At 64.4% G+C, this 22113-nt stretch carries 14 protein-coding genes; 12 read left to right on the top strand and 2 right to left on the bottom strand.

Translation table 11 applies throughout. The features are described from left to right. Positions 1 to 236: 236 nt before the first annotated feature. From AC54AG_RS09190 to AC54AG_RS09140, 11 genes are all read left to right on the top strand, one after another. Positions 237 to 3740, top strand: coding sequence for an SdrD B-like domain-containing protein (locus AC54AG_RS09190; RefSeq protein ID WP_496630106.1), 3504 nt, complete (start codon positions 237 to 239; stop codon positions 3738 to 3740). A gap of 115 nt (positions 3741 to 3855) precedes the next feature. After that, positions 3856 to 4527, top strand: coding sequence for a PEP-CTERM sorting domain-containing protein (locus AC54AG_RS09185; RefSeq protein WP_331776347.1), 672 nt, complete (start codon positions 3856 to 3858; stop codon positions 4525 to 4527). Between the two features lie 89 nt (positions 4528 to 4616). Then, positions 4617 to 6770 (top strand): type I secretion system permease/ATPase, encoded by a 2154-nt coding sequence (locus AC54AG_RS09180; protein ID WP_331776348.1) that lies wholly within the window; start codon positions 4617 to 4619, stop codon positions 6768 to 6770. Further along, a complete protein-coding gene (locus AC54AG_RS09175; RefSeq protein WP_496630104.1) occupies positions 6767 to 8080 on the top strand; it encodes an HlyD family type I secretion periplasmic adaptor subunit in 1314 nt (437 codons plus the stop codon). Before AC54AG_RS09180 ends, AC54AG_RS09175 begins: the two co-directional genes overlap by 4 nt. After that, complete coding sequence (locus tag AC54AG_RS09170; RefSeq protein WP_496630103.1) at positions 8080 to 9372, top strand: TolC family protein; 1293 nt, start codon at positions 8080 to 8082, stop codon at positions 9370 to 9372. Before AC54AG_RS09175 ends, AC54AG_RS09170 begins: the two co-directional genes overlap by 1 nt. A gap of 105 nt (positions 9373 to 9477) precedes the next feature. Continuing rightward, a complete protein-coding gene (locus AC54AG_RS09165; RefSeq protein WP_034755457.1) occupies positions 9478 to 10755 on the top strand; it encodes a lipoprotein-releasing ABC transporter permease subunit in 1278 nt (425 codons plus the stop codon). A 65-nt stretch (positions 10756 to 10820) separates the two neighbouring features. Further along, positions 10821 to 12086 carry a lipoprotein-releasing ABC transporter permease subunit gene (locus AC54AG_RS09160; RefSeq protein WP_046682975.1) on the top strand — a complete coding sequence of 422 codons (1266 nt, stop codon included), beginning with the start codon at positions 10821 to 10823 and terminating at the stop codon, positions 12084 to 12086. Between the two features lie 16 nt (positions 12087 to 12102). Next, complete coding sequence (gene lolD, locus AC54AG_RS09155; protein WP_034788536.1) at positions 12103 to 12828, top strand: lipoprotein-releasing ABC transporter ATP-binding protein LolD; 726 nt, start codon at positions 12103 to 12105, stop codon at positions 12826 to 12828. 12 nt (positions 12829 to 12840) lie between these two features. Next, entirely contained in the window at positions 12841 to 13638 is a 798-nt protein-coding gene (locus tag AC54AG_RS09150) for a TatD family hydrolase (RefSeq protein WP_496630384.1), read from the top strand. A gap of 7 nt (positions 13639 to 13645) precedes the next feature. Next, positions 13646 to 14878: a PQQ-dependent sugar dehydrogenase gene (locus AC54AG_RS09145; RefSeq protein WP_496630102.1), complete on the top strand. Its 1233-nt coding sequence runs from the start codon at positions 13646 to 13648 to the stop codon at positions 14876 to 14878. A 180-nt stretch (positions 14879 to 15058) separates the two neighbouring features. Continuing rightward, complete coding sequence (locus tag AC54AG_RS09140; protein WP_331776352.1) at positions 15059 to 15532, top strand: T6SS effector amidase Tae4 family protein; 474 nt, start codon at positions 15059 to 15061, stop codon at positions 15530 to 15532. A 3-nt stretch (positions 15533 to 15535) separates the two neighbouring features. Here AC54AG_RS09140 and AC54AG_RS09135 read toward each other — a convergent pair whose 3' ends face one another. After that, a complete protein-coding gene (locus tag AC54AG_RS09135; protein WP_331776353.1) occupies positions 15536 to 17521 on the bottom strand; it encodes a helicase-related protein in 1986 nt (661 codons plus the stop codon). Positions 17522 to 18652: 1131 nt separating this feature from the next. Further along, positions 18653 to 19486 carry a class I SAM-dependent methyltransferase gene (locus tag AC54AG_RS09130; RefSeq protein WP_331776354.1) on the bottom strand — a complete coding sequence of 278 codons (834 nt, stop codon included), beginning with the start codon at positions 19484 to 19486 and terminating at the stop codon, positions 18653 to 18655. A 203-nt stretch (positions 19487 to 19689) separates the two neighbouring features. Here AC54AG_RS09130 and AC54AG_RS09125 point away from each other — a divergent pair, with 203 nt between their 5' ends. Beyond that, a complete protein-coding gene (locus tag AC54AG_RS09125; RefSeq protein ID WP_496630101.1) occupies positions 19690 to 22113 on the top strand; it encodes a DNA internalization-related competence protein ComEC/Rec2 in 2424 nt (807 codons plus the stop codon).

Here is a 22113-nt window from a genome sequence, read left to right as displayed (position 1 = left end):
TTGCGACAACTTAAATATTAGAAAGACAATCACCCCTTGCTGCGTGGTTGCGTCGTCTGGCTCCTGTGTCCCTCGAAACTGTATACAAGATCTGCCGGCTTCATTTTTTTAAACAAGTCCCTTCTTGGAAGCCCACCTATGTATACATTCGCCGCTTTGCGCGGCCAGGCTGATCGCGCCCTGGCCCTCCGTATTTCCGCTCCTGCAGCCGCCGTGGCATGCCGTCAGGAGGCCGCATGACTACCTATAACCTGTCGACCACGGTCCACGTCTGCGAAGACATCAACAAGAATTTCGACATCCGCGACCTGCTGATCCAGGCCGGCTACTCGGTACAAGGCGAACTGAATATCAAGAATTTCACGGTTTTGTTGCCGGACGATATGGAATCGACGGAGAACACGCCGCTGTTCGGCATGCTCGACGCGGATACCGTGTACGTGCGTCCCGGCGACTGGGCCGCCAACTACAATGGCAGCTTCTCGACCATCCAGGTGACGATCGACAAGGGCAATGGCGATATCGTCCAGCTGAGCCTGCAAGTCATCATCGATCCCGTCAATGATGCGCCCGATGCGGCCGACAAGACCTTCACTCTGGCCGACGGTGCCAGCGTCGTGCTGAGCGAAAGCGATTTCGGCTTCCACGACGACGTCGAGCACGATGGCTTCAAGTCCATCGTCATCACGAATACCACCACGGCGGGCCAGGTCTTGCTCAACGGCGTGGCCGTGGCGGTGGGCACGGAAGTCTCCATCGACGATATCCGCGCGGGCCACCTGGTCTTCGTGCCCAGCCAGACCGTGGCCGGCGACTTCGACCTCGGTTTCAAGGTGCGCGATGATGGCGGCATGGACGGCTGCAATGCGCAAGACCTGAGCCTGGCGCCCCATTACCTGACCTTCAAGGTGCCGATGGCCCACCTTGGCGACTTCGTGTGGGAAGACAAGAACGCCAACGGCGTGCAAGACGCGGGCGAGGCGGGCATCGCCAATGTCGTCGTGCAACTGAAGGATACGGCCGGCAATGTGGTGGCCTCCACCACGACGGACGCCAGCGGCGGCTACCACTTCGACGTCAATCCCGGTACCTATTCAGTGACCGTGGTGGCGCCCGCCGGCTACGTGCCGACGGCGGCGAACCAGGGCGGCGACACGGCCAAGGACAGCAATATCGATGCGGCCGGCAAGATGGCGCCCGTCACCCTGGCGCCGGGCGAGACCAATTTGACCCTCGATGCGGGCCTGTACCGCACGGCCGAGCTGGGCGACCGCGTCTGGTTCGATACGAACAAGAATGGCGTGCAGGATGCGGGTGAAGCGGGCGCCGCAGGCGTGAAAGTGACCTTGCTCGATGCGTCGGGCAACGCCGTCGGCAGCCCGCTCATCACGGACGCAAATGGCAACTATCTGTTCACGAACCTGAAACCAGGCGCTTACAGCGTGCAGTTCGACAAAACCACCTTGCCATCCGGCTACGCCTTCACGGGCCAGTACCAGGGCGGCGACGGTCAGCGTGACTCGGACGCCAATGCCGACGGCCGCACGGCCCAAGTGCTGCTGGCCTCGGGCGACAGCAATCACAGCGTGGACGCCGGCATCGTCGCCTTGCCAGCCACCCTGGGCGATCGGGTCTGGCACGACAGCAACGCGAACGGCATCCAGGATGCGGGCGAGTCCGGCATAGTCGGCGTCACCGTGCAGCTGAAAAACGCGGCCGGCAGCGTGATCGGTTCGACCTTGACGGACGCCACCGGCTATTACAACTTCAATGTCGATCCTGGCACGTATTCGATCGCCGTCGTCGCCCCAGCCGGCTATCTGACGACGGTCAAGGACGCGGGCGGCAACGATGCGCTCGACAGCGACATCAATACGCTGGGCAACAGCGGCCAGGTGACGGTGGCTGCCGGCCAGAACTACAGGGATCTCGATGCCGGCCTGTACAAGACGGCGTCCATCGGCGACCGCGTGTGGTTCGACGCGAACGGCAACGGCACGCAGGATGCGGGCGAGGCGGGCGTTTGTGGGGTGAAAGTCAACCTGTACAACGCGCAAGGTGCCGTCGTGGCCAGCGCCACCACGGATGCCAGCGGCAATTATCTGTTCAGCAACCTGGTGCCAGGCAATTACTATCTGGGCTTCGTGCCGCCGGCCGGCTACGGCTTCACCAAGGCCGATATCGGCGGTTACGCCACCGATTCGGACGTTAATCCGGCCACCGGCTTCACCACCACGTGGACCACCCTGAAGTCGGGCGACGTGCAGCTGGACTGGGATGCGGGCCTGGTGAAACTGAACACGGCATCCATCGGCGACCGCGTGTGGGAAGACAGGAACTACAACGGCGTGCAGGAGGCGGGCGAACTGGGCGTGGCGGGGGTGAAAGTCAACCTGCTCAATGCGTACAACCAGGTCATCGCCACGACGACGACGAATGCCAGCGGCAATTACTTGTTCAGCGAACTGGCGGCCGGCAGCTACAAGGTGGAAGTCATCCGTCCATCGGGCTTTTACTACACCAAGGCCAATGTGGGCGTTGACACGGCCGATTCCGACGTCGATGTCAGCACGGGGCGCTCGGGCCTGATCAACCTGGCCGCAGGCCAGAACGACATGAGCTGGGATGCGGGCATCTACCGCAAGGCCAGCCTGGGCGACAAGGTGTGGCGCGACGCCGACCATGACGGCGTGCAGGACTACAACGAGGCGGGCATCGCCAACATCAAGGTGCAGCTGTACTCGGGCAGCGGCGTGCTGCTGGCCACCACCTACACGAATGCCTACGGCAACTACCTGTTCAGCAACCTCGATCCGGGCAGCTATTCGCTCAAATTCGACAAGTCGGGCGTGTACCACGCGGGCTACGCCATGGATACGTGGCGCTGGGGCGCGAAGAACGTGGGCACGAACGATAACATCGATTCGGACGTCAACAGCAATGGCACGACGGGCAACGTGGTCTACACGGACATCCTGAAACTGGCGTCGGGCCAGAACGACATGAGCTGGGATGCGGCCATCACGCCCATCGTCATCGACCTCAACGGTGACGGCGTGCACACGATCGCCCGCGCCGACTTCCATGGCAGCTTCGACTTGCTGGGCACGGGCAGCGCCATCCAGACGGGCTGGGTCTCGGCCCAGGACGGCTTGCTGGCGATCGACGGCAATGGCAATGGCAAGATCGACAACATCTCCGAACTGTTCGGCGGCAACGAGAAGGGCACGGGCTTTGCCAAGCTGTCCAGCCATGACTCGAACGGCGACGGCGTGGTCGATGCGCACGATGACAAGTTTGCGGAACTGCGCATCTGGCGCGACGCCAACAGCAACGGCGTGACGGACGATGGCGAGCTGATGTCCTTGCACGACGCCGGCGTGGCCAGCCTGACGGTCAGCTACACGGAACTGCCTTTCCTCGACGCCAACAGCAATCTGCACCTCGAGCGCAGCAGCGCCACCCTGGCCGACGGCAAGACGGTCGACATGACGGATGTGTATTTCAACGTCGATGCCAAGGATGCGGCCGCCGCCGGCGTGACCTTGCCGAGCATGGCTGACCTGCTGCGCGACGACAGCACGCTCGATGTGGTGCTGGGCCAGGACGGCACGGTCAACACGGTCGCTGCCGCCCAGGCTGCCCCGGCTGCCGAAGCCCAGGCCCAGTGCGAGATGGCCGACCTCTTGCGCCGCGCCATGGCCCACGCGAATGTCCAGCCCCAGGAAATGGCTGCCTGATGTCCCTTGCCGGCCCGTAATCCTGCCCGGCAATGCCGCACCGGCGCACCCGTCACGGGGCGCCGGCGCTTTCCACGCTTTTTCCACACTTGATAATAGAAATAGGGAAACCAATATGAAACAATCCATGCACCTGTTCGTCCGCGGCGCCATCGCCGCCGCCACGTTCGCCCTGGCCAGCGGCAGCGCCCTGGCCGCCTCCAACCTGCAAGTCGTCGATTCGCACAGCGTCAGCCTGTTTACGGCTACCGGCGGCGCCTTCGGCTCGGGCAGCGCCATCTCGCCGACCTTGTGGGAAGTCAAATACGACAGCAACACCTTCCTGGCGTTTTGCCTCGATCCCCATGTCGCACTGAGCAACAATTCGAACAGCTACAGCAGCGGCGTCTTCGCCGCCAGCGATGCCGTCAAACGCCTGTATGAAGGCTATTACGCCTCGTCCGTCTCCAGTGTGTCGACCAGCGCCAACAGCGCCGCTGCCTTCCAGCTGGCCCTGTGGGAATTGAATAATGACAACACGAACCTGCTGACGGGCGACCTGCGCTTCAAAAGCCTGAGCAATGCCGTCGTCAGCCAGGCCAACACCATGCTGGGCGTGGCCACGGGCAATGGCGCCATCCAGAACCTGTACAACTATACGAGCTTGAGCAGCGTCAACCCGGCTTCGCAAACCCTGCTTTCCGTGTCGCCAGTGCCGGAAGCGCAAACCTGGGCCATGCTGGTCGCGGGCCTGGGCCTGCTGGGCTTCATGGCGCGCCGCCGCAAGGGCGCTTCCGCGCTGATTTAATTATTACTCATCGCTCATCGCGCAAGCGATAGCGTTCCCGCTGCGGCGCGCCCGACCGGCCCGCCGCAGCGTTTTATTGTGAATCCATCATGACCCCACCCCCCGATACTTCCATCGCGTCCGCCGGCGCGTCCACCGATACCATCGCCGACGCCATCGTCTTCCTCGCGCGCTTTTTCGGCGTGGCCGTGCAGGCCGAGCGCCTGCGCGCCAGCGTGACCGCGCATGGTGAAGCGGCCGCCGCCGATTTCCTCGACCAGGCGCTGGCGCAAGCCACCCTGGCCGGCACAGCGTTGCCTGCAGACAAGCCGCGCCGCGCTACGGAAATGCCGGCCTTGCTGCTCAACGGGGAAGGGCAGGCGCTGGTGGTGCTGACTATTGCTGACGGCAAATACGAATGCCACGTGCCCGGCATCGACGGCAGCGCCTGGCTGGACGCGGCCGCGCTGGTGCAGGAAGTGCCCGATGCACGCTGGGTGGCCGTGCGGCCCGTACTGTTTTTCGACCAGCGCAGCCTGCTCTACAGCATGCCGGTGGCGGGGCGCTGGTTCTGGGATGTCTTCAACCGCAACCGCTGGGTCTTCCGCTGGGCCTTGCTGGGCACCCTGGTGCTCAATATCATCGGCGCGCTGGTGCCGTTCTATGCGATGGCCGTGTACGATCGCGTGATCCCGAACAATGCCACGTCCAGCCTGTGGGTGCTGACGATCGCCGTCGTGGTGCTGACGGGTTTCGAGCTGGCCCTGCGCCTGTTGCGCGGCGAACTGGTGGAAACGGCGTCGCGCCGCATGGACGTGGCGCTGTCGTCGAACATCTTTGCCCAGTGTTTGCGCCTGCGCGCGGCCAGCCGGCCGGCCTCTGGCGGCACCCTGGCCAATACCGTGCGCGATTTCGAATCCGTGCGCGAATTCTTTGCTTCGACCACCCTGACGACCCTGGGCGACTTGCCGTTCCTGCTGCTGTTCCTGCTGGTGATCGCCCTGGTGGGCGGCTGGCTCGTGCTCGTGCCCCTGGCCGTCATCCCGATTTTGCTGCTGGTGGCCTTTGCTTCGCGCGCGGCCCTGGCGCGCCACGTGGCCGCCTCGATGCAGGAAAGCGCGCAGCGCACGGCGCACCTGTTTGAAACCATGAATGGCCTCGACACCATCAAGGCGCTGGGCGCCGAAGCGTGGAGCCGGCGCAAATGGGAGAGCCTGACGGTGGCCATCGCCGCCAACAGCGTCGAGACGCGCGAAATCGTCAGCCGCGTCAATTACATCAACACGGCCGTGCTGGCCCTGTCCGGCGTGGCCGTGGTGGCCACGGGCGCCTTGCTGATGGGCGAACACCTGCTGACCCTGGGCCAGATCATCGCCGTGAGCATGCTGACAGGCCGCGCGCTGGCGCCCGTGAGCCAGATCGCGGGCCTGATCATGCGCTGGGAGCAGACCAAATTGTCCTACCACGCTCTGAATAAAATCATGGAAGCGCCGACCGATGACGACGCGGCCAGCCTGCAGGCGCCGCCCCTGTCCGGGCGCATCGAGTTTCGCGACGTGGGCTTTGCCTACCCGAATTCGCCGCCGCTGCTCGATAAACTCAACCTGCACATCCGCCCCGGCGAACGGGTCGGCGTGATCGGCAAGCTCGGTTCCGGCAAGAGCACCTTGCTGCGCCTGCTGTTGAACCAGTACGGGCCGCAAAGCGGCAGCGTGCTGTTCGACGACCTGGCGAGCACACAGCTCGAACCTTTGAGCCTGCGCCGCCAGATCGGCTATGTGCCGCAGGACGTGACCCTGTTCCACGGCACCCTGCGCGAAAACATCGAACTGGGACGCAGCCAGCCCGACGACGCGGGCCTGCTCGACGCCATCCGCCTGGCCTGCCTCGACGACATCATTACCCAGCTGCCCAACGGCGTGGCGACGGAAGTGGGCGAGCGGGGCGAACGCCTGTCCGGCGGCCAGCGGCAAGCCGTGGCCATGGCCCGCGCCTTGCTCGCGAAACCGCCGATGCTGCTGCTCGATGAACCGAGCAGCATGTTCGACCCGGCCACCGAGCAGCGCTTGATCGGCCGGCTGCGCACCTTGAAAGACACGACCATCGTGCTGGTCACCCACCGCATGGCCATGCTGGCGCTGGTCGACCGCCTGATCGTCTTTGACAAGGGACGCATCGTGGCCGACGGCCCGCGCGATGAGGTCATGCGCGTGTTGAACAGCCAGGCGGCCAGGCCTGCGGCGGAACAGGGAGTGGCGGCATGAGCGCCCTGAACGCCCGACCGCTGCCAACAGCCCACCCGGACCCGGAACGCGAACCGCAGCGCATTGTTCTGTGCATGCTGGCGCTGATCGCCGTGCTGCTGGTGTTGACCCTGGCCTGGGCCACCTTCGCCCAGCTCGACGTGTCCGTGAATGGCCGTGGCGCCATCACGCCGCCGTCGCATCTGCAGGAAGTGCAAAGCCTGGAAGGGGGCATCGTGCGCGAAATGCTGGTGAAACCGGGCCAGCGCGTGCGGCGCGGCGACTTGCTGCTGCGCCTGGACACGGCACAGTACGAGGCCAACCTGGGCGCCAGCGTGCAGAATCGCCTGGCCGCGCTGGCGGGCAGGGCGCGCCTCGACGCGCTGCTGTCCGGCGGTAGGCCCCGGTTTGCGCCGGAATGGCAGCAGGAAGCGCCCGAGCTGATCGCCAAGGAAACGCAGTTGTGGCGCGACGGCCAGCGCGAATTCGCGTCGGCCACGGCGGCCGCGCACGAAGGCGTGACGCGCCGGCGCGGCGAGCTGGCCGAGGCGCACAGCCGCATCGCCCAACTCGATACGGGCCTCAAAATCGCCCTGGAAAGCCTGTCGATCGAAGAGCGTTTGTTCAAGGAGGGCGCCGGTTCGCGCGGCGACTACCTGAATGCGCAGCAGCGCGTGCAGCAGCAGCGCACGGAACTCGACAGTCTGCGCGCGTCCGTGCCGCGCCTGGCGGCCACCCTGGCCGAGGCGCAGGCGCAGGCCGGCGAAGTGGAAGCGCGCATGCGCGGCCAGTGGGGCGCCCAGCGCAGCGAATACGAAACCAAGGCCGGCGCCCTGGCCAGCACCGTCAAGGGCCAGCAAGACCAGGTGAGCCGGCGCGATGTGACGGCGCCCGTCGACGGCGTCGTCAACCGCGTGCTGGTGGCAACCGTCGGCGGCGTGGCGCAGCCGGGCAAACCTATCCTGGAAATTGTGCCCGCCGATTCGGAAATGCTGATCTCCGTGCGCGTCAAGCCGTCGGACATCGGTTTCATCCACGTGGGGCAGCGTGCATCGGCCAATGTGCTGGCGTATGACGCCACCACGTATGGACGCATGCAGGCGCAGGTGGTGCGCGTGGGGGCCGACGTGATTCCCGACGAACGCAACGAGCCGTATTTCGAGGTGCAGCTGAGTACCGACCGCAGCCAGCTGACGGCGCACGGCAAGGTGCTGCCGATTACGCCCGGCATGCCCGTCGACGTGGGCATCCTGACGGGGCGCCGCTCGGTGCTGCAATATGTGTTCAAGCCCGTGCTGCGCGGCTTGCAGTCTTCCCTGCAGGAGCGGTGATGCGTGCTTTTTTACTTTGCATGGCATTCGCCTGCGCAAACGCCGTCGCCCAGTCTACGCCACCGGCCGCTTTCCAGGCGCAGTCCGCGCGCGGCTTGCCCGCCTTGCTGGCGCGCGCCGTGCCGCGCGATCCGCAGGTGATCGCGGCGCAGGCGGCGCTGGCCACCACCGAAGCGCGCTACAAGCAGGCCCGCTCGCGTTTGTTCCCGACGGCGGCGCTGCAGGCCACGCGGGGGCGCAGCAATGACCTCGATGGCACCCTGGACGTGGAACGCCGCACGCACCAGGTGGAGGCGAGCGTACGCTGGAATGTCTACAACGGCGGCGCCGACCGCGCCGAACTCGATGCGGCCGAGCGCGACATGGCGGGCGCCGCTTTCGACGTGGAACGGGCGCGCGCGGACAGCGCGGAAAAGCTGGCCGAAGCGTATTTCGACATGCAGCGCCTGGAACGCAGCTTGCTGCAGTCGCAGGAACGCCTGCGCGACGTGACGCAGCTGGTGCGGCAGGTGACGCGCCAGGCGGAACTGGGCAAAGCGTCGGAAGTGGACCGCGAATTGGCGCAAAGTTCGCAGCTGGACGCGGAACTGGTGCACGATGGCTTGCTGACGGACCAGCAGGCGGCGCGCATCAAGCTCGAAGCGCTGGCCTTCGAGCCGGTGGCGCAGTTTGCCGATTTCGCCTTTGCGCCGCTGCCGGCGCAGGCCCTGGAACACGCCGACACGCAGCATGCGCAGTTGCGCGCCGCGCGCGAGCGGGCGGCGGCCGCGCAGTTGCGCGTGCGTGGCGTGGCGGCCACCCTGGCCCCGAAAATCGATCTGAATGTCAGCCATCTCCTGAATAACAAGACCACGCCGCCGCCGTCGACCATCCAGCAGCGGGGCTGGTCGGTGGGCGTTTCCTGGGAATTCCCGCTGGGCGGCGGCAGCCTGGCGCAGCGCGACGAGAGCATCAGCCGTGCCCAGGCGGCCGAGGCGGACGTGGCGCGCGCCGAGCAGGGCACGCGCGCCGACCTGGCCAGCATGCTGCCGCGCATCGCCAATGCGCAGCGCACCCTGGCCCTGCTCGACGAACAGGAAAAGAAGATGGCCTTCGTCGTGCGCGGCGGGACCATACAGTACGAGGCGGGCCGGCGCAATCTGCAGCAGGTCATCCAGACGCGCGACAGCTATTTCACGATACAGCAGCGGCGCAGCGACCAGTTGCACCGTCTGACCCTGGCGCAGATGCGGCAATATGCGCTGGCGGGGCGGTTGCTGGCCGTGTTCGGCCTGGCGCAGGAGGCAAAATAGGGCCGGCGTGCGCGGTTTCACACATGGATCACGCAGACTTGATGCATGAAATGCCCATTGTGTGGCACACTGCGCGCTCGCATATCATCGTTGTCGCGGGAGCGCATGAGCATCATCAAACAATTTCCCTTCGAGTGGCAGGTCGGCGTGCGCTATACGCGCGCCGGGAAACGCAGTGGCCGCAACAGCTTCATTTCCTTCATCTCCCTCATTTCCGTGGCCGGCATCGGCCTGGGCGTGGCCGCCCTGATCGTCGTGCTGTCCGTCATGAACGGCTTCCAGAAGGAAGTCACGGACCGGCTCATGTCGGTGCTGGCCCACGTCGAGGTGTTCGACACCAGCGGCTCCATGCCGAACTGGCAGGCGCAGGAACGCGCCGCCTACGCCAACCCGCAAGTGAAAGCCGTGTCGCCATTCGTGGAAACCCAGGGCATGCTGCTCAACGACGAAACCATGCGCCCGTCCGTCGTGCGCGGCGTGCTGCCGCAGCAGGAAGCCACCGTCTCCAGCGTGGCGAGCCAGATGAAGCAGGGCAGTTTCAACGATCTCACGCCAGGTTCGTACAACATCGTGCTGGGCATCGACCTGGCCAAGGCGCTCGACGTGAAAGTGGGGCAGAACGTCACCCTGATGCTGGAGCGCGAGCCGAGGGCGGGCGATCCGGCCAATGGCATCGTCATGCCGCGCATGCGCGCGCTCAAGGTCGCCGGCATCTTCGAGGCGGGCCACAATGAACTCGATGGCAGCCTGGCCTTCGTCAACATGCAGGACGCCGAACAGCTGCTGCAGCTCGACGGCCCGTCCGGCCTGCGTCTGCGTTTGCACGACATGAATAAGGCTCCGCAGGTGGCGCGTGAATTGAAAGCGTCGATGCCGGGCCAGCTGTGGATGCGCGACTGGTCGCGCGCCAGCGCCAGCTGGTATGCGCTGGTGCAAAGCCAGAAGAACATGATGTTCATCATCCTCAGCATGATCATCGCCGTGGCCGCGTTCAACCTCGTTTCGACCCTGGTGATGTCGGTCACCGACAAGCAGGCCGACATTGCGATCCTGCGCACCCTGGGCGCCTCGCCATTCTCCATCATGAAGATTTTCATGATCCAGGGCGCGCTGGTCGGCTTGCTGGGCAGTGCGCTGGGCGTGATCGGCGGCGTCGTGCTGGCGCTGAACGTGGGCGTCATCGTGCCCTTCATCGAAGGCATCTTCGGCCTGCACTTCATCTCGAAGGAAATCTACCAGATCAGCGCCGTGCCGTCCGACGTGCACTGGCTGGACGTGGCGCAGATCGGCCTGATCGCCTTTGGCCTGGCACTGGTGGCGACCATCTACCCAAGCTGGCGCGCCGCGCGTGTCAAGCCGGCCGAGGCGCTGCGGTATGAGTAATTGGCTGATCAACAAACTGCCGGGGTCAGACCCGGCGGGTCAGACCCCTTAGAATTAACGAATCAATGAGCATGTTAAAAAATCTTCCTTTCGAATGGCTGGTCGGCCTGCGCTACACGCGGGCCGGCAAGCGCAGTGGCCGCAACAGTTTTATCTCCTTTATCTCGCTCATTTCCATGGCCGGCATCGGCCTGGGCGTGGCGGCGCTGATCGTCGTGCTGTCCGTGATGAACGGCTTCCAGAAGGAAGTGACGGACCGCATGCTGTCCGTGCTGGCCCACGTGGAAGTGTTCGACAACAGCGGCAGCATGCCGGACTGGCGCGCGGAAGCTGCGCAAGCGTTCAAGAATCCGGCCGTGAAGGGCGCCGCGCCGTTCGTGGAAACACAGGGCATGCTGCTGCGCGACGATGCGCTGCGACCCGCCATCGTACGCGGCGTGCTGCCCGAGGAAGAACCGAATGTCTCGGACGTGGCCGGCCAGACGCGCATGGGCAGCTTCAAGGCGCTGCAGCCGGGCACCTTCAATATCGTGCTGGGCATCGAGTTGGCGCGCGCCTTGCGCGTCAACCTTGGCGAAAAAGTCACCTTGATGCTGGCGCAGGGCCAGGTCACGCCGGCCGGCGTGCTGCCGCGCATGCGCAGCTTTACCGTCAGCGGCATCTTCCAGGCGGGCCACAATGAATTCGATGCGGGCCTGGCCTTCATCAATATCGAAGACGGCCAGCGCTTGCTGCGCCTTGACGGCCCGTCGGGCCTGCGTCTGCGCCTGGCCGACATGAACCAGGCGCCGCAAGTGGCGGCGGAGCTGAAAAAAACCATGCCGGGCGACCTGTGGCTGCGCGACTGGTCCAAGCTGAACGCCAACTGGTTTGCCGCCGTGCAGACGGAAAAGCGCATGATGTTCATCATCCTGACCCTGATCATCGCGGTGGCCGCCTTCAACTTGGTCTCGACCCTGGTGATGACGGTGACGGACAAGCAGGCCGATATCGCGATTCTGCGCACGCTGGGCGCGTCGCCCCGTTCCATCATGAAGATTTTCATGATCCAGGGAGCGCTGGTGGGCATCCTGGGCACGATCCTGGGCGTGGGCGGCGGCGTGCTGGTGGCCATGAACATCGACGTCATCGTGCCCTTTATCGAGCATCTGCTGGGCGTGCAGTTCCTCTCGAAGGACATCTATTTCATCAGCACCGTGCCGTCCGACCTGCGCTGGCCCGACGTCACCAAGATCGGCGTGCTGGCCGTGATCCTCGCCTTTTTGGCGACCCTGTACCCAAGCTGGTGGGCTGCCCGCGTGAAACCTGCGGAAGCCCTGCGCTATGAATAAACCACTGACGACTACCATGACCGATCTGAACAAACCTGCCTCCAACGGCGCTTCCGCCGATTCCGCCGTCCTTTCCTGCCGCGGCCTGGGCAAGACTTTCACGCAGGGCAGCTACAAGGTGCAGGTACTGGCCGGCATCGATATCGACGTTCACCGTGGCGAACGCGTCGCCATCGTCGGCGCCTCCGGTTCCGGCAAATCGACCCTGCTGCATCTGCTGGGCGGCCTCGATACGCCCACCAGCGGCAAGGTCACCTTGCTGGGCAAGGACTTCGCCAATCTCAGCGAAAAGGCGCGCGGCGATTTGCGCAACGCCTCGCTGGGCTTTGTCTACCAGTTCCACCACCTGCTGCCCGAGTTTTCCGCGCTCGACAACGTCGCCATGCCCCTGATGATACGGCGCATGAAGCGCGCACCCGCCACCGAGCTGGCGCAGCAGATCCTCACGCGCGTCAACCTGGCCAAGCGGGTCACGCACACGCCCGGTGAATTGTCGGGCGGCGAGCGCCAGCGCGTGGCCCTGGCCCGCGCCCTCGTCACGCAGCCGGCCTGCGTGCTGGCCGATGAACCGACGGGCAATCTCGATCACGCCACGGCCGAACAGATTTTCGACCTGATGTTGGAACTGTCGCGCACCCTGGGCACGGCCTTCGTCATCGTCACGCACGATATCGAACTGGCCAAGCGCTGCGACCGCGTGCTGCGCCTGACGGACGAAGGGCTGCAACCGTACCAATATTAAGGAGCCGCCATGCTGTGGATCGACACGCACTGCCACCTCGACGCGCATGAATTCGGCAGCGAATCGCTGCAGGTGGCGGCGCGCGCGCAGCAGCAGGGCGTGGGCATGATCGTCATTCCCGCCGTCGAACGGGCCAATTTAGCCATCGTGCGCGACTTGGCGGTAGCTGCGCCCAACGCCTGCTATGCGCTGGGCATCCACCCGATCTACGTGCCGCACGCCACCGATGACGATTTGATCGCGCTGCGCGAGGCCGTGGCGCTGGCCATGAATGACCCGCGCTTCGTCGCCATCGGCGAAATCGGCCTCGATTTCTTCATTCCCATGCTGTGCGAACCGGCCATGCGCGCCAAGCAGGAGCATTTTTTGCGCGAGCAGCTGAGAATCGCCCGCGACTTCGACCTGCCCGTACTCACCCACGTGCGCCGCTCGCAGGACATCGTCCTCAAGCACGCGCGCCAGATCCGCCCGAACGGCGGCATCGCCCATGCGTTCAATGGCAGCTTCCAGCAGGCGCAGGGCTATATCGACCTCGGTTTCAAGCTGGGGTTCGGCGGCGCCATGACGTTTACGCGCGCCTTGCAGATACGCCGCATGGCCACGGAATTGCCTTTGGCGTCCATCGTGCTGGAGACGGACGCGCCCGATATTTCCCCGGCCTGGGTGCACCCTGGCCGCAACAGCCCCGAAGAATTGCCGCGCATCGGCGCCGTGCTGGCCGAACTGCGCGGCCTGGCATTGGCCGACGTGGCCATTGCCACCAGCGCCAACGCGCGCGCCGTGATGCCCCGATTACCTTTGATGGAATGAGACCACAATGAACAACAAGATCATCCTGGCCGCTTGCCTGTCCGGCGCGTTCGCTCCCGTTATGGCGGCGACCAGCGCCCAGTGCGATGGCTTGCCGCGCCTCGACGTCGCCACGCCGGCCGGCTTTTGCGTGGCCGTGCTGGCCGACGGCCTAAAATTCCCCCGCGGCGTGCTGCCGCTGACGAATGGCGACATCCTCGTCACCGACATGGTGGGATGGGCGCCGAATCAGGGTAAATTGTGGCTGTTGCAGCCCAAGGCGGCCGGTGGCGGCTACGAGCGCAAGCTGCTGCTCGACAAACTCGATCGCCCGAACGGCATCGTGCAGGGGCCGGACGGCATGGTCTACGTGGGCGAAGTAGGGCGCATCTTCCGCTTCGACCTGCGCGACACCAAGCGCACCCTCACCGACGTGATCGGCGGCACGGCCAAGACGCCGCGCCTGCCGGGCCTCGGTTTGCACCTGCTGACGAATATGCGCTTCAGCCCCAAGGGCGACCTGTACGTGAACGTGGGCTCGAGCACCGACCATTGCGAGAACGATGGCAAGGCGCCCGATCCGGCCAAGGCTTGTCCTTCGGCGGAGGGACTGGAAGCGCTGGGCGCCATCCGCGAATACACGATGGCCTGGCCGGCCGGCACGGTGACGAGCTGGCGCACGCATGCGCGCGGCTTACGCAACTCGATGGCATTGGCTTTTCACCCTGCGACGGGCGAGCTGTGGCAGGCGGAAAACTCGCGCGACGCCATCCAGGCCGCCATGCCGCAATTGAAAAGCGACGAGAACCTGCCGCACGAGGAACTGAATCTGATCAAGTCCGACCGGCACTACGGCTGGCCGTACTGCTACGACGACAATGTCGCCAGTCCTGAATATCCGAAGACGGCTTGCGACGCCCAATATGCGGCGCCCGAGCGCCTGCTGCCAGGCCACGCCGCGCCGCTGGGCATGACCTTTTACACTGCCAGCCGCTTCCCGGCGCTGTACAAGAATAGCCTGATCATCGGCTACCACGGCTACCGCAGCAATGGCCACCGCCTGGTGGCCCTGCTGCCCGACAAGGCCGGTGCGCCGCTGGGCAAGTCCGTCGATTTGATCAGCAACTGGGAGCGCAAGGGCAAGCAGGGCAGGGGCGCACCCGTCGACGTGAAACTGGGACAGGATGGCGATATCTATATGGCCGACGACCATAATGGGTTAGTGCTGAAACTGCATTATGCGGCGCCGGGCAAACCGTAATTTTCACCGGTTTCGTACGTGTAGGTCGGATTAGCGGGGCAACGCCGCGCGTAATCCGACATCATTGTTGGCGTTACAGGTGTTGTCGGCTTACGCTTGACCTCGCTCAGTGCGGCGCTGCTGCATCGTCCTACAATCGGCCTGATGTTCCCTGTCGACCAGGGACGACGGGAGGCTGGCGTGAAACCTGCATTTATCAATCTGCGTGAAAATTACTCGAGCGTGGCGGCCGTCGACCAGGCGGCCCTGTTCCGCGAAATCGGCTGGGAAGACTTGATCGGCAAGGACAGCTTTGCCAACACCTGCGCCATCCGCGTCAGCCTGGCCCTGATCAAGGCCGGCGTCCAGCTCAAGGGCCGCATGGCCATCCGCAGAGGGCCGTTCAAGGGTGCATTGATCGAACCGGGACAGGCCAAGCTCGCGCACATGCTGGCCAGCCCGTCGATGTTTGGCGCGCCCGAAAAATTCGCTGCCAATGCGGCCATCGAAGGCATCGGCCAGCGCCAGGGCCTCGTCGCCTTCTTCCGCATTCCCGGCTACCTGGGTGGCGCCGGTGGGCATATCGACATCCTGCTGCCCTCCATCGGCATGAAGGTGTGCGGCACCGAATGCTACTGGGATTGTGGCGAGGTCTGGTTCTGGCCACTTCGTTGACGTTTACCTGAATTTCTTCGAGCGTCCCCGCGACGCTGCATTGTGCGCGCGCAGGATGGAATCGACCCGCTCCGACGCATCGCGCGACAGGTTTTGCGCCACGGCGATATCGGGGAAGAATTCGGGCAGGCGGTAGCTGAGCCACGCATACGCCGAGTAGTAGCGGCAAGTGTCTTCCACCTGCTGCAGATTCTGGGTGCCGCCGCCGTACGCATGCTGGCGCAGGGTGCTGACTTTTCCCTGCGACAGATTCTTCGCCCAGTGTTCCCACGCCGTTTGCAAGGACGGCACCTTGCTCGATATCGGCACCAGCGACAGGGTGAACTTGTCGGCCACGGACAGGGGCAGGGTGTCGAGCCAGACAGCGCGCTCCTTCTGGTCTTCCGTGATGCGGGGGAAGAAGAAGCCGTCCGGCACGTCGATATTGTGGATGAAGCGGCGCAGCAGTTTTGACAGCGACAGTTCGCCCGTCACCGATGAAATGCGGTGCAGATGTTCGAGCGACGGCGCCACGGCAAAGCCGCTCGTGTTCAGCGGGTGCAGTTTTTCCTTCAGCAGGGCGCGCATCACTTCATGTGTTTCGTTGTCGTAGCCGGCCACCAGGCCCTCTTCATGCACGCCGTAGCGGCCAGCGCGCCCGGCGATCTGGCGCGCCAGCGCGGCTGAAATCTCTTCCTCTTCGCGGCCATTGTATTTGACGCAGGTGGTCATCACGATGCGCGCGATCGGCATGTTCAGTCCCATCGCCAGCGCATCCGTGCCGACGACGATATCGGCCGTGCCGTCGCGGAAGCGCTGCGCCTGCGCGCGCCGCACTTCGGGCGACAGGTTGCCGTAGACGGTGGCCACCGACAGCCCCGTTTCCGTGATCATGTCGCGCCACATCAGCACTTCGCGGCGCGAAAAGGCGATGACGGCGTCGCCGCGGCGCAGGTTGCGCACCTTGCGCACGGCCGTCGGCTCCATCGACAAGGGCGCCATGCGTTTTAATACGTGCACTTCCAGCGGGCATTCCAGGCGCTCGGCCAGCGCCTCGATGGCGCGCCGCGCTTCGGGAGCTCCTACCAGATACACGGTGTGAGCCGGCGCGCCGCACACGGCCGCCGTCCACGCGGCACCCCGATCAGGGTCGGCCAGCATCTGGATTTCATCGATGACGGCTACTTCGACGACGGTTTTCGTGTCCAGCATTTCCACCGTGCTGGCCACGTGCGTGGCGCCGTCGACGACCCGGCGCTCCTCGCCCGTGATCAGGCTCACAGCCAGCGGTTTGCCGTGCGCCGCCGCTTCCTGCAGGCGCTCGTAGTTTTCCAGGGCCAGCAAGCGCAAGGGCGCCAGGTAGATGCCGCTCTTTGCCTTGACCAGCGCTTCCATGGCGCGGTGCGTCTTGCCGGAATTGGTGGGACCCAGCAGCGCGATGAAGCGGCGCGGCAGGCGGCGCGCCATCTCGAACGAGGCGGGGTATTCGGCCAGGTTGATGCTCTGGCGCGTGCGCGCCGCGTGCTGTTCTTCCTGCTGGCGTTCGATGGCGTGATGGAAGCGCTGGCGGATGCGGTCGAACACCATGCCCGCCGGCTCGGATGTCTGCATGTCGGCCAGGGTGTGCAGGAAAACCATCGGGTCCGTGTCCACGTCCTCGCTCAGGCCCGCGATATCGGCGACGAAATCGATCACGTGCTGGCGCAGCTCCTCGAAGACGGCCGCGCTGGCCCGTTCGCGCACCAGCGCCAGCTTGGCCTCGCGGTCCATCTTGCGCCACTTGGCCGGTCGCGCCAGCACGCCCTGTGCGGGCACCAGCGCATACGGCACCACCAGGTGGCCCGCCTTGACCACGCCGGAAAAGCGTACGAAGACGCGGCCTTCCATCTTGACGAGACGGATATGCTCGGCCAGCTCCCCCAGTTCCGCGACGAGGGTGGCGTCGTTATTGTCTTCGCTGCTGTCGGAAATATCGGTGGAAGTATCGGGAGGAAGTGGGGAGGAAGTCATGTCGTGCCTGGGTGTTGAAGTAAGCGAGGCCGATTATACCGTGCGCCGGGCAAAGATTTTTTGCAGCGCACGGAGTGGCTGTTGCGGAAACGCTGATTTTTAAAGTGATGCTTCCATGGCCCGGATAAAAAACTGAATGGCATTGAGCCCGGCGTTTCCATAATGTCGAATTCAATTTGCTTGAGCACGGAGCGTGGTATCTGGTTCTTTGTGTTTATCAGTTTCTTTTATGAATTTTATTCGCTTGGAAATTTCGCGAATGTATTTTTATTAAGTTTGTTTTATTCTGTGAATTTGATTATGAAGATTTAACTGCCGATAATGACAAAGAGTAAGTTTCTATTGATATCCACAGTGATGATATTCGTATCACGAGCAGATTGTTTTCTTGCGTCTGCCAGGCAGTGAGTCGTTGTCGTCGCGCTCCCATGCGCCAGCAGTAGCCAGCATGACTGAGCGAACCTTCCCATTCTATCGATTTATTGCGACCGTATTTTTCATTGCGCGAGAAATTATCCGATAGTACGAAATGAATTGAATTGTCTTGACAATTAATAATGGTGAGCTGATCATGGCCTCAGATTTCGCCAGGGAAATTTTGGCATGTTTTCAACATATCGGAAATTGACGGCGAGGCGCGGCATTATTATGGCTGCTGGTCTGGCTATCGGCCGGGACGCGCCGCGTTTATATGAACGGCTTTGATTTGGCGGTGCTCCAGTATCTGCTGGCGGCCGCAGAACTTTTCACTTCGCGCTGACGCTCTGCCAGCTTGCGATGACACCCGACATACTTGTGTATGTGGCCCTGCGCCAGTCGATGGCGCGCGCAGGGATTCATCAGCCATCCGACTTTGGGAGAACACCATGAATAAAAAGCTCGCTGCATTTCTTTTTGCGTCCGGCCTCGGTTTGGCTGTGACTGCGACGCCAGCCTTTGCAAGCTGCGCTAGCGCTTGTGCTGCCGAATGGCGTGCTTGCATTGCTGGCGGTACAGCTCAAGCAGAGTGCAACGCCGAACGGTCCGCCTGCCAGCAAACCTGCAATGGACAGTAGCAGTGCTGCGCGCCGTGGCAGCCACTATCGCGGCCTGTTGCCGGTGACGCGGGCAGTCACTGGCGACGATGGCAGTTCAGGCCGCCCGTGCGCGTACGGCGCGTAGCCCCCAGCCGGTGGCGATCAAGCCGTCACCGGTTTGCAGCGGGGCCAAGGCGTCCATGAACGCGTTGCGCAGGCGTTGCCTGGCGCCGTCGTCCAGGCGGTCGATGTCGTAGGTATCCAGCAGGGCTGTCCACAGTTCATCCGGCGTGGGCGTCCATGGTACGTCGATGTCGTCGAATTCGACGTCCGCAAACGCGCCATCGAGCAGTTCGCGCCAGCCCGCTTCGGACCCTGTGCGGCGGTCGCCAAAGCGCAGCGGCGGCAGCTCGGTGCTGGCGATCGGCTTGAACACGCGCATGAAAACGTCGTTGACTTCGCCCAGCAGGAAAGTGCGGCCGACGATGGCCGCGAACTGGCCATTGGGACGCAGCACGCGGCGGATTTCACGCATGACTTGTTCGATGTCGTCCATCAGCATCAGCGCCATGTGCGAGACGAGATAATCGACGCTGGCCGATGGCAGTTCCAGCGTCTGGCCGCGGCCATGCAGCAGCCGCACGGACGGGGGCAGGGCGGCGCGCGCGGCAGCCAGTTCACCCTGGCTCATGTCGATGCCGAGCAGTTGCAGCTGCGCCTGTTGCCGCGCTGCCAGCAAACCCAGCAGATGGCCATCGCCGCAGGCCAGGTCGAGTACGGTCAAGGGCGTGTCCACGGCCGGTACCAGGCTGGTCAACACTTCGTAGGACGAAGCCCAACTCCCGGCAGGCGAACTGGCCGGCAGGTGGGCAAACGCGGCGCTGGTCGCGCCGACTTGTCTTTGGTGAAAGTCTTGCAAATAGGTCTCGGCTGCTGTCAGTGGGGTCATGCCAGGTTCGCTAAGTGGCGGCGCCCAGGCGCCGGATGGCCATCTTAGCATGGGGGAAGTTTCGCCTGCGGTGGTGCCGGATGGCATACTGAACTTCTATCCTTGGCATCATTGCGCCAGATCAGACGGCAAACAGTCGAAAGCGATCACAGTAGCTGAGCCCTTTTCGCCGCGAGCTGATTCTGCCTTGATTCTGCCTCCCCATGCGCACCCTGATACTCGGCTTTGCCACTGGCGCCGCCTGGTTGCAGACGCAGGCAAGCTTGCCGCCGCACGCGGGCACGCTGCTGTGGGTGATTGCTGGTGCAGGGTTGACGGCTAGTCTGGCGCTGCGCCGCCACGCGCGCTGGCGCTGCGTTGTTGCGCTCGCCGCTGGCGTAGGCCTCGGCTTTTACTGGGCTGCGTGGCTGGCCCAGGCGGCCATGGCGCCGCAATTGGCGCTGGCTGACGAAGGGCAGGACATCGTTGTTACGGGCACCATTGCCAGCTTGCCCTACCGCTTCGAGCAGGGCGTGCGCTTCAACTTTGCCGTGGAAAAGGCGGTTGGGGCGAAGGTGCCTCCCTTGATCGCCCTGTCCTGGTATGCGGGTTTTCGCGATGCAGTGACGAACGCCGTGGGCGACGTGCAGCCGGGCGAGCGCTGGCGCCTCACGGTGCGGCTGCAGCGTCCGCACGGCAATGCGAATCCCATGGGTTTCGATTACGAGGCGTGGCTGCTGGAGCAGGGCGTGCGCGCCACCGGTTATGTGCGGCCGCAGCCGCGCGCGGATACGCCCAACGCGCGCGTGACTGCCTTCGTGCCCGGCTTCGGCAACGTGGTGGAGGCCAGCCGCGCAGCCCTGCGCGCACGCATCGCCCGCAGCCTGGAAGGCAAGCAGTACGCGGGGGTGATCGTGGCGCTGGTGGTGGGCGACCAGCGTGCCATTCCTCAGTCGGACTGGCAAGTGTTCAACCGCACGGGCGTCAGCCATCTGATTTCGATTTCCGGCTTGCACATCACCATGATCGCGGGACTGTTCGCCCTGGGCGCGGGTGCGCTGTGGCGCCGTTCATTCTTTACCGACTGGCAACTGCCCTTGCGGCTGCCGGCACAAAAGGTGGCGGCGCTGGCCGGCGCGTTGGCCGCGTTCCTGTACGTGTTGCTGGCCGGCTTCGGCGTGCCAGCGCAGCGCACTCTATATATGTTGCTGGTGGTGGCGCTGGCCCTGTGGCTGGGGCGTATCACCAGCATCGTTCACGTGCTGTGCCTGGCGCTGGGCGCCGTTGTGCTGCTTGACCCGTGGGCCGTGCTGTGGCCCGGCTTCTGGCTGTCGTTCGGCGCCGTCGCCACCATGCTGTACGCGACGGCGGGCCGCACCACGGCGCCCATGCCGCCGCAGGCTGGCCGCTGGCGCCGCCTGCGCGCGGCCGTGGCGCTGGGCGCGCACACGCAGTATGTGGTGACGGTGGGGCTGGTGCCGTTGACGATGCTGCTGTTCTCGCAGGTGTCGCTGGTCAGCCCCGTGGCCAATGCGCTGGCCATTCCCGTCATCAGCCTGGTCGTCACGCCTTTGTCGCTCGCGGGCAGCCTGCTGCCTGCACCTTTGTCCGATGGACTGTTGCTGCTGGCGCACGCCATCGTGCAGATGCTGGCGCAGGTGCTCGAATGGCTGGGCGCGCGCCGCTTTGCCGTGTGGACGGCGCCCGCGCCGCCAATGTGGAGTTTTTGCTGGGCCTTGTTTGGCACGGCATGGCTGCTGGCACCACGCGGATGGCCACACCGCTGGGCGGGCATGCTGGGCTGGCTGCCGCTGCTGACGGCCTTGCCGTCCAGTCCGCCACAGGGTCACATGTGGATCACGGCCTTCGACGTGGGACAAGGCATGGCTGTGCTGGTGGAAACGCATGGCCACCGTCTGCTGTACGACACGGGACCCGCCTACAGCCTCGATTCCGATGGCGCCAGCAGGGTCATCGTGCCTTATTTGCGCGCACGCGGCATCGCCAAACTTGACGGCGTCATCATTTCCCACAGCGACCTCGATCACGCGGGCGGCGCCATGTCCCTGCTCGAGAACGTGCAGGTGGGCTGGCTGGCCTCGTCGCTGTTCGATGGCCATCCGGCCGTCGAGTTCCAGCGGGAATCGCACCGGCCTTATCTGCACTGCACGGCGGGCCAGAGCTGGACCTGGGAAGGCGTGCACTTCGCCATGCTGCACCCATTGCCCGCCAGTCACACGGATATTGCCCTGAAGCCAAACGCCCGCAGCTGCACCGTGAAAATCACGGCTGGCAAGCACTCGATCTTGCTGGCCGGCGATATCGAGGCGGCGCAGGAGGCCCAATTGCTGGCCCGTTCTGCCGAGGGGGAACTGGCGGCCGACGTGCTGCTGGCGCCCCATCACGGCAGCGGTACGTCCTCGACGCCGGCATTTTTGAGTGCTGTCCATCCCAGTCTGGCGATTTTCCAGGTGGGACACAGGAATCGCTATAAACATCCGAAGCCGCAAGTGTATGCGCGCTATGGCGACATGGGCATTGCCCGGCTGCGCACGGATGTGACGGGGGCGGTGGTGCTGGAGTTCGGGGGCAATATCGACGTGACGCGGTATCGGGCCAGCCGGCCGCGGTATTGGCATGGGCGCTAG

Source organism: Janthinobacterium sp. BCJ23 (assembly GCF_059617945.1).
Note: the sequence above shows the minus strand (reverse complement) of the source record. Positions and strands in the feature narration are given on the sequence as shown.